The organism is Microbacterium sp. AZCO (assembly GCF_039614715.1).
Classification (GTDB): Bacteria; Actinomycetota; Actinomycetes; order Actinomycetales; family Microbacteriaceae; genus Microbacterium.
This window is the reverse complement of the sequence record NZ_CP154857.1, coordinates 2858594-2873546: the sequence shown is the minus strand read 5'-3', so window position 1 is coordinate 2873546 and position 14953 is coordinate 2858594. Positions and strand designations below refer to the sequence as shown.

At 71.9% G+C, this 14953-nt stretch carries 13 protein-coding genes; 9 read left to right on the top strand and 4 right to left on the bottom strand.

Annotated elements, in window-relative coordinates:
* Window positions 1-84 precede the first annotated feature (84 nt).
* The 8 genes from AAIB33_RS13255 (at window position 85) to AAIB33_RS13220 (ending at window position 9810) form a co-directional block, all read left to right on the top strand.
* Window positions 85-1308, top strand: coding sequence for an LLM class flavin-dependent oxidoreductase (locus AAIB33_RS13255; RefSeq protein ID WP_345800432.1), 1224 nt, complete (start codon window positions 85-87; stop codon window positions 1306-1308).
* A 23-nt stretch (window positions 1309-1331) separates the two neighbouring features.
* Entirely contained in the window at window positions 1332-2702 is a 1371-nt protein-coding gene (locus AAIB33_RS13250; RefSeq protein WP_345800431.1) for an NtaA/DmoA family FMN-dependent monooxygenase, read from the top strand.
* A gap of 14 nt (window positions 2703-2716) precedes the next feature.
* The gene (locus AAIB33_RS13245) at window positions 2717-3571 is read left to right on the top strand and encodes a DUF1684 domain-containing protein (RefSeq protein WP_345800430.1); all 855 of its coding nucleotides are present in this window, start codon (window positions 2717-2719) and stop codon (window positions 3569-3571) included.
* Window positions 3568-4650 carry an LLM class flavin-dependent oxidoreductase gene (locus AAIB33_RS13240; RefSeq protein WP_345800429.1) on the top strand — a complete coding sequence of 361 codons (1083 nt, stop codon included), beginning with the start codon at window positions 3568-3570 and terminating at the stop codon, window positions 4648-4650. The genes AAIB33_RS13245 and AAIB33_RS13240 overlap by 4 nt, the downstream gene beginning before the upstream one ends.
* Window positions 4647-6641, top strand: coding sequence for an MFS transporter (locus AAIB33_RS13235; RefSeq protein ID WP_345800428.1), 1995 nt, complete (start codon window positions 4647-4649; stop codon window positions 6639-6641). The genes AAIB33_RS13240 and AAIB33_RS13235 overlap by 4 nt, the downstream gene beginning before the upstream one ends.
* Window positions 6638-7756, top strand: coding sequence for an FAD-dependent oxidoreductase (locus AAIB33_RS13230; RefSeq protein ID WP_345800427.1), 1119 nt, complete (start codon window positions 6638-6640; stop codon window positions 7754-7756). Before AAIB33_RS13235 ends, AAIB33_RS13230 begins: the two co-directional genes overlap by 4 nt.
* A gap of 176 nt (window positions 7757-7932) precedes the next feature.
* Window positions 7933-8973, top strand: coding sequence for a hypothetical protein (locus tag AAIB33_RS13225; protein ID WP_345800426.1), 1041 nt, complete (start codon window positions 7933-7935; stop codon window positions 8971-8973).
* Window positions 8974-8994: 21 nt separating this feature from the next.
* Complete coding sequence (locus tag AAIB33_RS13220; protein WP_345800425.1) at window positions 8995-9810, top strand: hydrolase; 816 nt, start codon at window positions 8995-8997, stop codon at window positions 9808-9810.
* 47 nt (window positions 9811-9857) lie between these two features.
* On the opposite strand, the gene AAIB33_RS13215 is transcribed toward AAIB33_RS13220, so the two are convergent.
* Window positions 9858-11189, bottom strand: a complete 1332-nt coding sequence (locus tag AAIB33_RS13215; protein ID WP_345800424.1) for a DUF222 domain-containing protein — start codon at window positions 11187-11189, stop codon at window positions 9858-9860.
* Between the two features lie 128 nt (window positions 11190-11317).
* On the opposite strand from AAIB33_RS13215, the gene AAIB33_RS13210 reads away from it, so the two are divergent.
* Window positions 11318-11926, top strand: coding sequence for a hypothetical protein (locus tag AAIB33_RS13210; protein ID WP_345800423.1), 609 nt, complete (start codon window positions 11318-11320; stop codon window positions 11924-11926).
* A 169-nt stretch (window positions 11927-12095) separates the two neighbouring features.
* Here AAIB33_RS13210 and AAIB33_RS13205 read toward each other — a convergent pair whose 3' ends face one another.
* The 3 genes from AAIB33_RS13205 to AAIB33_RS13195 form a co-directional block, all read right to left on the bottom strand.
* Window positions 12096-12620, bottom strand: a complete 525-nt coding sequence (locus tag AAIB33_RS13205; RefSeq protein ID WP_345800422.1) for a GNAT family N-acetyltransferase — start codon at window positions 12618-12620, stop codon at window positions 12096-12098.
* Window positions 12617-13786 (bottom strand): LLM class flavin-dependent oxidoreductase, encoded by a 1170-nt coding sequence (locus AAIB33_RS13200; RefSeq protein ID WP_345800421.1) that lies wholly within the window; start codon window positions 13784-13786, stop codon window positions 12617-12619. Before AAIB33_RS13200 ends, AAIB33_RS13205 begins: the two co-directional genes overlap by 4 nt.
* A 123-nt stretch (window positions 13787-13909) precedes the next feature.
* The gene (locus AAIB33_RS13195; protein ID WP_345800420.1) at window positions 13910-14911 is read right to left on the bottom strand and encodes an ABC transporter substrate-binding protein; all 1002 of its coding nucleotides are present in this window, start codon (window positions 14909-14911) and stop codon (window positions 13910-13912) included.
* Window positions 14912-14953 lie beyond the last annotated feature (42 nt).

The window sequence follows — 14953 nt, the reverse complement described above, 5'->3', positions numbered from 1 at the left end:
CGGGCCGGCATCCCCTCCGGAAGAAGCGATGCTGGCCCCTGACGCACACGGCCCGCGAGTCGTCGCCGGAGAACAGGAGAACCGATGACCACCACTGAGAAGCTCCGTCTGGGGATCGCCCTGGAGGGCGCCGGATGGCACCCCGCGGCGTGGCGCGAGCCGTCGTCGCGTCCGCAGGAGCTGTTCACCCCGGCCTACTGGACCGACGTCGTGCGCATCGCCGACCAGGGCGGCGTCGACTTCGCCACCATCGAGGACTCGTTCGGCCTGCAGTCGAGCCGGCCGTTCGCCCCCGACAGCCGCACCGACGAGGTGCGCGGACGCCTGGACGCGCTGCTGCTCGCCGCGCGCCTCGCACCCGTGACCGACCGCATCGGACTCATCCCCACCGTAACGACGACGCACACCGAGCCGTTCCACGTCTCGAAGGCCGTCGCGACCCTCGACTACGCGAGCCTCGGCCGGGCGGGCTGGCAGCCCAAGGTCTCGGGCCGGGCCGACGAGGCGCGCCACGTCGGCCGCCGGGACATTCCCGAGATCGTCGATTACAACAACGACCCGGCGGTGCAGGCCGTCGTCGCAGACCTCTTCGCGGAGGCCGCCGACGTCGTCGAGGTCGTGCGCCGGCTCTGGGACAGCTGGGAGGACGACGCCGAGATCCGCGACGTCGAGACCGACCGCTTCCTCGACGCCGACAAGCTCCACACCGTCGACTTCTCGTCCGACCGGTTCAGCGTCCGCGGCCCCTCGATCACGCCGCGCCCGCCGCAGGGCCAGCCCGTCGTGGCCTCGCTCGGCCACGCCACGCTGCCGTACCGCTTCGCCGCGGCATCCAGCGATCTCCTCTTCGTGACCCCGGTCGACCTCGCGTCGGCCGCCGCGATCCTCGCGGAGGTGCGGGATGCCGAGGCCTTCGTCGGGCGCGAGGGCGAGGCGCTGCGGGTCTACGCCGACATCCTCGCCTTCCTCGACGGCGACGAGAAGGCGGCCGATCGCCTCGCGCGCCTCGACGCGCTCGGACGCGAGCTGACCTCCGACACGCGCATCTTCACGGGCTCGGCCGCCGAGCTCGCCGACGAGATCGCGGGGCTCGGCGCGCTCGGCTACGCCGGCGTGCGCCTGCGCCCGGGCGTCGTCACCGACGACCTGCCCCGCATCGCCCAGGACCTCGTCCCCGAGCTGCGCCGCAGGGACCTCGTCGCGATCGAGGACGAGCCGGTGTCGCTGCGCGCCCGCCTCGGCCTTCCGACGTTCGTTCCCAACCGCTACGCGACAGCGCCCACCACCGACGCGACAGTGCTCGCCTGATCGCGGCATCCCGAGGAGCCATCATGACCACCACACCGCGCAAGCAGATCATCCTGGCCGCCTACGTCGGCGGCGTCAACGAGCACACCCTGTGGGAGCATCCCGACGCGGGCAGCCAGATCGACTTCGCGTCGTTCCGGCACGTCGCGCAGACCGCTGAGCGCGGGCGCTTCGACTACTTCTTCCTCGCGGAGGGTCTCGCGCTGCGCGAGCGCTCGGGCAAGGTCTTCGACCACGACGTCGCCGGCCGCCCGGACACGCTTCCCGTCCTCGCGGCGCTCGCCGGCGTCACGGAGCACATCGGCCTGGTCGGCACACTCAACGCGACCTTCAACGAGCCGTACGAGCTCGCCCGCCAGCTGCTGAGCCTCGACCACCTGTCCGGCGGCCGCGCCGGGTGGAACGTCGTGACGAGCTGGGACGCCTTCACGGGCCAGAACTTCCGCCGCGGCGGCTTCCTCACCCGCGAGGAGCGATACACCCGCGCCGAGGAGTTCGTCCGCACTGTGCGGGAGCTCTGGGACTCGTGGGCGGAGGACGCGATCGTCGCCGACAAGGGGACGGGCGAGTTCCTCGGGGATGCCTCGGCCGGCGCGTTCTCGCACCGGGGCTCGCAGTTCGACATCGAGGGCCGCTTCACCGTGCCGCGCAGCCCCCAGGGTCACCCGATCATCGTGCAGGCGGGCGTCTCGCCGCAGGGGCGGGACTTCGCCGCCGCGAACTCCGACCTCATCTTCTCGCCGTACTCCCGCCTCCCGGAGGCCGCCGAGTTCTACCAGGACATCAAGTCGCGCGCCCGTGCCCACGGCCGCAACCCCGACGACCTGAAGATCATCCCCGGCGCCGGCTTCGTCATCGGGGACTCGATCGCCGACGCCGAGGAGAAGGCGCGCGAGGTGCTGGCGCAGCAGCTCACCGACAAGACCGTGCAGGTCACGTTCGAGCAGGTGTGGAACCGCGACTTCTCGTCGTACGACCTCGACGGCCCGCTGCCCGACGTCGACCCGGATCCCGAGGCCGCGCCCATCATCCAGGGCCGCGCGTTCATCTACCAGGACCGCTTCGAGACAGTCCGGAAGTGGCGCGAGCTCGCCGAGGCCAAGGGCCTCTCGATCCGCGGGCTCGCGGCGGAGATCTCGCCGCGCGCGCAGTTCATCGGCACGCCCTCGCAGGTGGCCGAGGGGCTCGACGACTTCATCCAGAACGACGGTGCCGACGGCGTCGTGCTCGGCGGGCACGTCACGCCGACGGGCCTCGACGAGTTCGTCGAGAAGGTGGTCCCGCTGCTGCAGGAGCGCGGCTCGCTGCGCACCGACTACGAGGGCTCGACCCTGCGCGAGAACCTCGGCCTGCCCATCCCCGAGCGTCGCGGCGAGCTCGCCGCGACGGCGTGAAAGGAGATCGTTCGATGACTTCGCCGCAGATCACCGACCGCGCCCGCTTCGGCCGCGACTGGGAGGACTGGCACCGCGCGCACGAGGCGCGGCGCGCCGACCCGCACGGCTTCCTCGCCGTGACCGGGCTGTACTGGCTGACCGACGAGGCGACGGCGTTCGACGGCATCCCGGGACTCTGGTCGACGGGGTCCGCCGGGCCCGTGGTCGAGCTCGCAGAGGGCGAGTCGATCGATGTCGCGGGCGCGCCGGTGACCGTGCGGTACGGGTTCGGCCCGATCGCCGAGCGCGGCGGCGTCACCGTCGGCTTCGACGGCGGCGTGATCGAGGTCGCGAAGCGCGGCGGTCACGACATCCTGCGCCCGCGCCGGGCCGACCACCCGTTCCTCGCCGCCTACAGCGGCACGCCGACGTACGTGCCTAATCCGCGCTGGCGGGTCGCTGCGCGCTTCATCCCGTACGACGCCCCGCGTCCCACCGAGGTCGGGGCGGCAGTGGATGGGCTGACGCACGTGTACGACGCTCCGGGAGAGCTGGAGTTCACGCTCGCCGGCGAGGAGTTCCGCCTCGTGGCCTTCCCGGGCCACGGCGCCGGTGAGCTGCTCGTGCTCTTCACCGACGCGACGAGCGGCATCACGACGTACGCGGCGAACCGCAGTCTTTTCGTGCCCGCGCCGGACGGGGACGGCTGGACGGTGCTCGACTTCAACCGGGCCGTCAACCTGCCCTGCGCGTACACGGACTTCGCGACGTGCCCGCTGCCGCCCGCCGGGAACAACCTGCCGATCGGCGTGGAGGCGGGGGAGAAGACTCCGCTGTCGCGCTGGCGGGCGGATGCTCGCCTGGCCTCGGCGGGAGCGTCCGCATGAGGTTCCAGCTCCTGGACATCATCCCCTACCGCGCCGATCCCCTCACGGGGCGGCAGGTCTCGCCGTCGGAGCGGCTCGAGCAGACGCTCGTCGCCGCCGTGCGAGCCGAGGAGCTGGGCTTCGACGCGGTCGCCGTGGGCGAGCGGCACGCGGGGCCGTTCCTGTCGTCGTCGCCGACCGTCCTCCTGGGCGCCATCGCGGCGCGGACCAGCCGGGTCAGGCTGAACTCCGGCGTCACCGTCATCCCCGTGCTCGACCCCGTGCGGGTCGCGGAGGACTACGCGACCATCGACCAGCTCTCGGAGGGCCGGCTCGAGCTCACGATCGGCAAGGGCAACGAGGTCGCCCAGTTCCCGCTCTTCGGGTACGAGATCGACGACCAGTGGGAGCTTCTCGCCGAGAAGTACGCGCTGCTGCGCGCGCTGTGGGAGGGGGAGCACGTCGACTGGCCGGGCGGCGAGTTCACGCGCCCGCTCACCGATGTCACGACGCAGCCGCGACCGTACGACGGCGCGCCGCGCGTATGGCACGGGTCGGCGACGACGCTGTTCTCGGCGGCGCTCGCCGCGCGCTGGGGCGACCCGCTGTTCAGCGCGAACGCGCTCCAGCCGCTCGAGAACTACGCCGTGCTGGTCGACCACTACCGCTCGGAGTACGTGCGCCACGGTCACGAGCCGGGCCGCGACTACGTCGCCGCGGGCGCAGGCGCGCTCTTCATCGCCGACACCGCGGAGGAGGCGATCCGCCAGTACGGACCCGTCTACGACGCCATCGTCGCGGCGACGAACGTGCCGGGCAACAACACGCCGTACCGTGACATCCACCATGCGGTCGCGGAGGGTCCAGTGCTCGTGGGCACCGCTGAGCAGGTCGTCGAAAAGATCCGCGGCTTCCATGACCGGCTGGGGCATTCGCTGCAGTCGATCTCGCTGCCGACCACCGTGCCGTTCGCGCAGCAGCTCGAGATCCTCGAGCGGTTCGCACTCGAGGTCGCGCCGGTGCTGCGGCGCGAGCTGCCGACGACGCTCTGGACCGAACAGGACGCCGACACCCGCCTCGCCGACGCCGTCCTGGCGTGACGCGCCTCGCCGACCCCGCGGTCCGACCGGCCGCGGGGTCGCCCCCGTCCTCGGCGGCGCTCTGGTCGTGCCTCGGCGCGGGCTTCGCGACGCTCTTCGATGCGACGACGGTCGCCTACACGGCCCCGTCGCTCGCGAGCAGCATGGATGCCTCGACCGCCGCGCTGCAGTGGTTCCTCGCGTCGTTCTCCCTGACGTTCGGCCTCGGCCTCGTGCCCGCCGGACGCCTCGGCGACGCCTTCGGCCGCCGTCGCCTCTTCGTCGCGGGCCTGACGGTCTTCCTCCTCGGCGGCCTGCTGTCGGCGGGCGGGCCCGTCATGGGCGTCGTCGTCGCCGGCCGGTTCGTCCAGGGCCTCGGCGCGGGGTTCGTCAGCGCCCAGGTGCTCGGCGTCATCCAGGATCTGTACCACGGCGCCGCGCGCATCCGCGCGTTCGTCGCATACACGGCGGCGGGCGCCGTGGCGGGGCTGCTCGGCCCGATCGTGGCGGGCCTCGTGCTGACGCTCGCGCCCCCCGACGCGGCGTGGCGGCTCATCCTCCTCGCCCCGCTGCCGCTCACGGTGCTCGCGATCGTGCTCGCCCTCCGCGGCCTGCCGTGCACCGACGTCTCGACGCCCCGCATGACGCTCGACCTGCCCGGCATCGCGCTGCTCGGCGGACTCGTCGTGCTGCTGATGCTGCCCGTCATCGAGCCGGGTGTACGCGGACCCGTGCAGTTCGCCGTGTTCGGGGCATCCGCTCTCCTGCTCGTGGGGCTGATCGGGTGGGAGCGCGTCTACACGAGGCGGGGCAGGCTCGCGCTCTTCACGCCCGTGCTCGTGCGCTCGCGCGGGTTCGTCGCGGGCAACCTCGTGGCGCTCCTCTGGTTCGGTGCTCTGCTCGCGCAGGGAAGCGTGCTGACGCTGTACCTGCTGCAGGTCTCGGGCGCGCCGGCGATCCTCATCGCGGGTGTCTTCATCCCGGGGGCCCTCGGCCGGCTCGCCGTCTCGCTCGTCAGCCGGCGCCTCTTCGCGCGCTTCGGCATCGCCGTGCTCATCGTCGGCCTCGCTGTCGAAACGGTGCTCACGGCGGGCATGGCCCTCTCGATCGGCGCGGTGGACACAGCGACGCTCCTCGTCGTGACAGCCGCCGTCAACTTCGGGCTCGGGATCGCGGGCGGACTGATCGAGCCGCCGCTGCGCACCGTGACCCTCTCGCACGCCACCCCGGCGCTGCACGGTGTCGCGGCATCCTTCCTCCAGCTGACGCAGCGGCTCTCGGCGACCTACATCGTCGCCGTGGCGACGGGCATCCTCCTCGGAGCCTCGGGTCTCGCCTCCGCGGCCTCCCTGCAGGCGGCGCTAGCGGTCTGCGCCGCGGCCGTCGGGCTCTCCGCCCTCATCGCGTTCGACCCGTCGCTGCGCCGCGCCGCCGCGACGTTACGAGGTGTTGCCGACCCGTCCGGCGCGGGGGCGCGTGAAGGCGAGAATGGCGTCATGCCTGAGACGACCGCGCTGTGGACCCTCGAGACCGTGCCGTGGGACGACGACCGCGCGGCGGGCCTGCGCGAGGCGATGGATGCCGAGCTCTCGCCCCGCTACGCCGACAGGCTCGACGACATCCCGGCAGAGCAGGCGGAGCGCATCGGTGCCGCGCTCGGGATCGACCCCGGCACGATCGTCGCGACCGTGATCGCGACGGATGCCGAGGGTCGGCCCGTCGGGCACGCGGCGCTTCGCGACCTCGGCGACGACTTCCGCGGGTCGCTCGAGGTCAAGCGCGTCTACGTCGAGCCGTCGTCGCGGGGGAGCGGGCTCAGCCGCGCGCTCATGGCCGAGCTGGAGAGTGTCGCTCGCGACGCCGGTGTCGGCCGCCTCATCCTGCAGACGGGTGACCGCCAGCCCGACGCCGTCGCGCTGTACGAGAAGATCGGCTACACGCGCATCCCGATCTATCCGCCGTACCTCGACATCTCGTTCTCGAACTGCTTCGAGAAGCACGTCGCGCCGTGACGACGGGTTCCGCCGCGCACGACGCCCAGATCGTCGTCATCGGCGGCGGGGTCATGGGCGCCGCAACGGCGTGGCAGCTCGCCGGACGCGGCCTGGACGTCGTCCTCGTCGAGCAGTTCGAGGCGGGGCACACGCACGGCGCCTCGCATGGAGCCTCGCGCAACTTCAACGTCAGCTACGCCGATCCCGTGCTGCTCGGGTGGCTGCACGAGGCCGAGCGCCTCTGGCGCGAGCTCGAGGCCGAGACAGGCACTTCTGTGCTGGCGCGGACCGGCATCGTCAATCACGGGCCGGGCCGCGACTTCGCGTGGCTCGCGGACGTGCTCGTCGCCGGTGGCTTCGAGGCATCTCTGCTCTCGGCGGCCGACGCATCGGAGCGGTGGCCGGGCTTCCGCTTCGCGGGGCCGGTGCTGCACACGCCGGACGCGGGGCGGATCAACGCCGACCGGGCGGTCGCGGGATTCGCGGATGCCGCCGCCGCGCGGGGCGCCCGCGTGCTGCGATCGACCGCCGTGATCGGCGGATCCGTGTCGGACGACCGCGTGACGGTGAGGCTGCGGTCCGCCGCTTCGTCGGGCGAGGAGGTGCTGCGCGCCGAGCGCGCCGTCGTGACGGCCGGCGCCTGGACCGTCGACCTGCTCGCCGCACTGGGCGCCTCGTTCGAGCTGCCTCCGCTGCGGGTGACGCAGGAGCAGCCGGCGTTCTTCGCGCCGCTCACCGGGGCTCCCGATGAGTGGCCGGGCTTCAATCACGCGTCTTCATCAGACGACCCCGACACGGCGTGGTTCCCGAGCGGCGTCTACGGCATGGGCTCGCCGGGCGAGGGCGTCAAGGCGGGCTGGCACGGCGTCGGACCCGAGACGCACCCCGACCGTCGCACGTACGTCCCCGACCCCGGCCTGTCCGCGCTGATCAGGCGCTACGCCCGCGAGTGGCTTCCCGGAGTGGATGCCTCGACCGCCGACGAGATCACGTGCACGTACACGTCGACCCCGGACTCGTCCTTCTTCCTCGAGCGCGTCGGACCGGTGACCGTCGGGGCGGGCTTCTCGGGGCAGGGCTTCAAGTTCGCCCCGACGATCGGTCGGGTGCTGGCAGACCTCGCGACGCGCTGACCCGGGCCCGTCGTGACCCGCGTGCCCCGAGCCGGCGATCGGGCGGGCCGGACGCCGGCCGCGTGAGCCTGCCGGGCGTGAACCGAGCTGACCAAAGCGCAGGAATGCGACGCTGACGTCATCCCCCGAGGACATCGACGGTGACGGCCGGGCTTCGCGCGTGGTTGACTGCGCAAGTGGCCGACACCGCAGACGCCGACGTCGAGGTGCCGTCGCGCGCCGTGTCGCCCTGGCGCCCCTCGGCCGGGCGATCGCTGGCCGTCATCGGCATCACCGCCGCGCTGATGCTGGTCGCGGACGCCGTCGTCTCACAACTCGTCGTCTTCGCCATGTTCCTGGGGGTGACGCCGCTCGTCGGCATCCCATTCGTCGCCGTCCTGCTCATCGTGGCCATCGCGCTCGTCGGGAAGAAGCTGACCGGCAAGGCGCCCGTCGCCGGAGCCATCGTGGTGACGATGCTGCTCTCCGCGCTCGGCGCCTACGGATTCCTCAACGGCATCCTGGCTCCCATCACTCTCGGCGGAAGTCCCGTCCACTTCCTGACCGTCGCGCTCAGCGCCGTCGCACTCGGGCTCTTCCTCGGTCCGCTCATGCTTCGACTGCTCGGAGCGGCAGCCGCCGTCAGCGCCGTCGTGCTTCCGGCGGTGCAGCCGACGAGTGCCGACCGGGCGCGGGCCCAATCGGAAGCGGCCGCCGCCGAGCGTGATGCCGAGAACCTGCACTACTTCCTCACCGAAGGCACCTTCCCGGTCGTGACCGACCTCGACGGGTGGCGCAATGCGCGCGTGCGCGCCACCGGTGCGGCGGCCGACACGTGGCTCGTGAGTGACGCCGGCGCGGTCGCGACCGTTTACGCCTCTGGACCCGTCGACGGGTCCGCGATCGGCACCGCGGCCTGTGGATTCCTCATCAGACCAGGAGAGGCGGACTCGCCGACCCCGGATGCCTACCCGGACTGGTGCGTGCAGACCGACGAAGGGTGGTCGCGTTCGGACGGGACCGCCGTCGCCTACGTCATCGATGACGACTTCGTCGTGCTGGACATCGCCGATGACGTCGAGGTCGGTGAGCTCGACGGAACACGGCCCGCGTCAGCGGCGGACATCGAGCACCTGGCGGGCACCCTGCGGCCGATGACGCGCGCCGAAGTGGACGAATACCTCGTCGACGTCTATCGCGCCGGCGATACCCCGGCCGTCGACACGCCGGGGCTCTGAGATCGAGGAGGAGCGGCATCCATGTCTTTCTGGATCTGTGCGACCTGCGCGGTCGAGCACGCGGAGCGGGTCGAGGTGTGCGCGATCTGCGCGGACGATCGGCAATGGGTTCCGGCCGATGGGCAGCACTGGACGACGCTCGCCGAGCTGAGGGATGCCGGCTGCCGCACGGAGCTCGTCGAGGCGGAGCCAGACCTGTGGCTGATCGGCAGCGCCCCGGGAGTCGGGATCGGGCAGCGGTCGAAGCTCATCCGCACCCACGCCGGATGCCTGCTCTTCGACCCGATCGGCTACGTCGACGATGCGGCCGTCGAGGCGGTGCGCGCGCTCGGGCCGGTCGTGGCGATCGTCGCGAGCCACCCGCACATGTACGGCGTGCAGGTCGAGTGGAGCCGAGCGCTCGGAGGTGCGCCCGTGCTCGTCGCCGAGAAGGACCGGGAATGGGTGGCGCGACCCGACCCGGTCATCGAGACGTGGTCGTCGAACATCGAGATCCTCCCCGGAGTGACTCTCACCCAGCCCGGCGGACACTTCCCCGGCAGCGCGGTCGTGCACTGGGCCGGCGGGGCGGACGGCAGAGGCGTGCTGCTGTCGAGCGACACGATCTTCGCCAACCCCGACAGGACATCGGTAAGCTTCATGCGGAGCTACCCGAATCGCCTCCCTCTCTCGGCCGGCGTCGTCGACCGGGTCGCCTCGCACGTCGAACGGTTCGCCTTCGACCGCCTGTACGGCAACTTCGACAACGTGATCCCCGAGCGGGCGCGCGAGATCGTGCGGTGGTCGGCCGACCGACACATCGCCTGGGTGCGCGGAGACCACGACGACCTGACCTGACCTACCCGAACGCCCACCTCCGAGCCCACCTCCGCTGTCCATGCGGGTCAGAACGGCGGCGGATCGGCCGCGCACCGCAGCCCGGTCGGGCTGACCCACCACGTGACATTCGACTCCGGGCATCGGTCGGAGCGCCACCGTGTGCCGTGCTTGACCATGTGGTGGTGCGTGCACGCGGGGTCGAGGTTCGTGCCGTTCGTCGCTCCGCCGTACTGCCAGTCGAGCCGATGGTCGAGGTCGCACTCGCGGGCGAGGCGGCAGCATCCCGGGAAGACGCACGTCGACTGCGTCGCCCGAACCCACCGCTGCAGGTCGGCGGGCACCCGATGGGTGCGCCGGTCGACATCGAGGACCGTTCCGGTCACGGGGTGGGTCAGGACGCGGATCCACGAGGTCGCGGACCCCGCGAGCCGTCGCGCCGTGTGGATGTCGATCGGGCCGTATCCGTCGAGGGTCGCGGGCTCGTCGGACGCGCCGAGCAGCGTCAGGACGGGAACGGTGACGGCCACCGTCGCGCGGAGAGCCGGGCCTGCGGCATCCAGCTGTCCCCGCGTCAACAGGTCGATCGTGACGGCGGCGCGCAGCTGTGCCAGGGTGCGATCTTCGCCGTCCTGCGCGGCGAGGTGCCGCGCGATCGCGTCGACGCGCGACACGGCCTCGTGCACGCGCTCGGCCGAGGCGAAGACGTCGATCCGCGCCATGCCGTCGAGCTCGGGGGAGGACCACACGGCGCGATCCTCGGCGGCTCGCCGGTGCCGGTCTTCCGGGGTCTCGAGATGCACGCGCTCCCGCGCAGCACGCGCGGCGACGCGGAACTTCGCGGGCGTGAGCAGCTCGGCCCGGTCGACGACTGCGGCGTCGAAATCAGCCCACGTCTCGGGCGCCTCGGCGGGGAGGGATGCGGCGAGCCCGGCGGCCGTCACGGCGTTCTGCTCACCGACGAGCCCGCCGAGGAATCGCGACCAGAGCCGCGGCATCCGTTCACGGAGCGTCTCAGCGTGGATCGCTCGCGTTCGGACGGTCGTCTCCGACATCCGCAGGCGAACGGCGATGTCGGCTGCCGCAGCGCGGACCGCGAGATCGCGTCGCTCGCGGCGCACAGCGGCGATGGTGCGGCCTCGCGGATCCTGCCAGAGGGGATCGCGGGTCGGATCCGGGCCCGTCCAGTACTCCGGGTCGAGCTCGGCCGCGCGGAGGATCTGCGCCGTGAGGCGGTACTCCTCGGCGATCGCCATGCGGCGCCGGTGCGCGAACGCCTCCAGCTCATCCGCCGCCACCTCGTGGAGCTCGCGGTCAGCTCGCGCGGCGGTATCGGGTGGGCCGTGCAGATCGCGGTCCCAGAGATCGAATTCGTCTCGGACATCTCTGTCATCGATCAAGGCACCGATATCGTTCATAAGTACGACAGTACTGAGAGGCTCTGACATTGAACAGCGCCCGATATCGAACGCAACTACGATCAACCCAGGACCCGGCGGAAACGACCCCCATATGGTTGGCTGACCCCATGGCCGACTTCTTCCCGCCCGACGTCGAGCAACCCGAGCCGGATTGGGAGGAGTATGTGCAGCCGCCGTGGTTCACCCCGCCCGTCGACGAGGTCCCCGTGCCGTTCAGCGCGTCGCAGCTGCTGGCCGCGACGGAGCACGTGGCGATCGCCCTCGCCGGCGGTGACGTCTACCGCGACGGGGTGGAGTTCCGCATCGAACGACGTCTTCGTCGGCGGGGGCTCCCGACAGCCGAGTGGGAGGACCTCTCCGCGGACTTCATGGACCATTGGCCCGGCGGTCACCGCGGCCGCGCCGGCCGCCGCCGCTACGGCCTCGTCCTGGGCGACGGTGAGCGGGTGCTGGATGATCTCCCCGGCCTCGGCGACCGCGACGCGCGCCCCGAGGGACACACCCTCATGCGCACCGGTGGCGGCGGCGGAGGAGGCATGAACTCGTACTCGTCGACGGACGGCCTCTGGCTCTGGCCGGCCCCTCCGCCGGGAACGATCGAGCTCGTCCTGCAGTGGCCCGCGTTCGGCATCGGCGAGCAGCGCGCCTCGATCGACGCCGGCGAGCTCCTCGTCCTCGCGTCGGGCGTGCAGCGGTTCTGGGACGAGCAGGCCTGACCCGCGGTCACGGCCGCGAGCGGGGCCGGGGCATCCCTCCGCCGAGCGGAGAAGAACCGACGACGGGAGGGCCGAGGCGCGGCATCCATCCTCCCCGAGCCGGAGGCGCTCCCTTCCTGGCGACGAGCAGAGGAGAGGATGCTGCAAGGCCCGCGGTCCGGCCCGACCGTCAGGCCTTGGCCGCCACCGGCACGTCCAGCCCGAAGGTCAGCAGCTCGATCCACCGCCCCGGCTCGACCTCGATCGACTTCTCGCGCTCGGGGAGGCGGCGGAAGCCGATCTTGGCGTAGAGCGCGTGGGCGCCGAGCATCTGCGGCCCGCTGTTCATGATGACGCGATGCGAGCCGCGCTCGGCGGCGAGGGTGATGACATGGCGCGTGAGGGCTTCGCCGACGCCTCGACCGCGAGCCGCCGGCGCGACGGCGAGCTGGCGGAAGTCGGTCTCGCCCGGCTCGGCGACGGGGGAGAGGGGGCGCCCCTCGGGCGCGACCCAGACCGTGCCGAGGATGTCGCCCGCCTCGTCGACGGCGACCCAGACATCGCCGTCGACGATGCGGCCCGCGACGTCGCGCAGCGACGCGAGGTAGTTGTCGTGCAGGTCGGCGTAGCTCGCGGCATACGCCTCGGCCGTCACGCGGCCGGCCTCTTCGTACTCCTCGGGCTCGACGAGCCTGATCGAGAGCCCCGCGCTCACGCGACGCCGGCCGACTCGAGCTCGCGCTCGACCTCGAGCCCGGAGAGCTCCGGGGCCCACGCGTCGAGTCCCCACACCTCGGCGAGCAGCTCGTACGAGCGCTCGCGGTCTGCGGAGTCGTGGGTGATCGACGTGACGAGCAGCTCGTCGGCGCCCGTGACGCGCTGCAGGGTCTCGAGGCGCTCGGCGACGGTCGCGGGACTGCCGGAGAACTGCGTCGCGACGCGATCGCTCACGATGGCGAGGGCGTCGTCGTCGAGCGGGTTCGCGATCGCCTCCTCGGGCGTCGGGTACGGGATGGCGCCATCGCCGGCCCGGATGCTGTGCACCCAGTGCGGGAAGCCCGCGGCCAGCCGCCGCGCCTCGTCGTCGGAGTCGGCGACGAGGGCGTCGACCGACACGATGACGCGCGGCTCCGGCAGCACGCCGGGGCGGAACGCCCTGCGGTAGGCCTCGACCGCCTCGAGCACGAAGGAGGGTGCGACGTGGTAGTTCGCCCCGAAGGGGAGTCCGAGCCGTCCGGCGAGCTCGGCGCTCGGGCCGGCGGTGCTGCCGTGCAGCCACACCTGGATGTCCTGGCCCTCCGCGGGCGTCGCGCGGATCGGCACGCCCTCGGGTGCGACGTAGGTGCCGGCGATGAGATCGAGGATGTCGAGCACGTCCTGCTCGAAGCGGTCGGCGTCGCCGGCTGTGCGCTTGAGCAGCCGGAACTGCGCGATGAAGCGCTCCGACCCGGGGTTGAAGGGGCGCGGCGCGGGGAGGAGCAAGCCGTCGACGACGCGGTCCTGCCGGTCGGTCACCGCGGGCGGCGTCTGGGCCGAGCTCGTCGAGCCCGAGCGCCCGATGCCGAGGTCGAAGCGGCCGGGATGCAGCGCCGAGACGAGGCCCGCGGCTTCGGCGACCTGCAGCGGCGAGTAGTTGCCGATGATCGTCGCGGCCGTGCCGATGCGGATGCGCGACGTCTGGTCGGCGATCGACGCGAGCAGGACGTGGGGAGCGGCGCCCGCGACGCCGGGGTTGAGGTGGTGCTCGGCGAGCCAGAAGCGGGAGTAGCCGAGTCGCTCGGCGTGCTTGGCGAGCGAGATCGTCGCGCGGAGCCCGTCGGCGGGAGTCTGGCCGGTCCCGAACGGCGACAGATCGAGGATGGAAAGGGGGGTCGTCGTCATCGGAGTCTCGTCTTCGCAGAGAGCTCGCAGGCCGCGAGCGGGGTGGAACGGGGAAAGGCCGGCGAGCGGCAGAACGGGAAAGCGCGTGGCGAGGCCGGCTGACCGGCCCCGCCACGCGGATGCTCACGAGCGGGGGAGTCCAGGCGGGTTGATCTCCGACTTCTCGACGCCCTCGGACTCGAGACCCCAGAAGGTCAGGAGATCATCGTAGGTGCCGTCCTCGATGAGCTTGTTGATCACGATGTTGACGGCCTCGATGAGTCCGTTGCCCTTCTTCGTGCCCGCCGCGATCTGGGCCGTGTCGGGCCAGCCGCCGGGGACGATGCCGACGAGCTTCGTGTCGCCGGTCTCGCGCGCCGACCACGCGGCTGTCGCGTTGGGGCCGAACGTCGCGTCGACGCGGCCGGACTGGAGTGCCAGCACCGCCGCGGCGGTGTCGTCGTAGTACTGCAGCTCGGCGGGCGCCTTGCCGGCATCCTCGAGCTCCTTGTTCCAGGCGAGCAGCACCTGCTCCTGGTTGGTGCCCGAGCCGACGACGATCTTGAGGCCCGAGATGTCGTCCGCCTCCTTGATCGAGTCGATCTTGCTGTCCTTCTTGACGTAGAAGCCGAGGAGGTCCTCGCGGTAGCTCGCGAAGTCGTAGAGGTCCTTGCGCTCCTCGGTCACCGTCACGTTGGACGTGATCAGGTCGTACTTCCCGGACTGGATGCCCAGCGGCCAGTCGGCCCACGCGACGACCTGCGGGTTGTACTTCAGGCCCAGACCCTCCGCGATGAGCGAGCCGAAGTTCGGCTCGGTGCCGGCCACGTCGGTGGCCGCCGACGTGCCCTCGGGCTGATAGCTCAGCGGAGGCACGAACGCGCCGATCGCGACGGTCAGCTCGCCGGCCTTGACGGGCGAGAACCCGCTGTCCTTGAGGGCCGCGACGGCCTCGGGCACCGGGTCGGTGTGGAACCAGGTGATCTGGTCGGTCGCCGTGTTCGTCTCGGTGGGTGAGGGCGCGGCTGCCTCATCCGCGGCCGCGGGTCCGTTGAGATTGACGGCGGCGAAGATCCCGCCGACGATCGCAGCCACCGCGACGACGCCGACGCCGATCGCGATGCCCTGCTTCTTGCTGATGGCCATTGCTGTGTTTCTCTCTTCTCGGGTGGATGCCTCGTGCCTGAT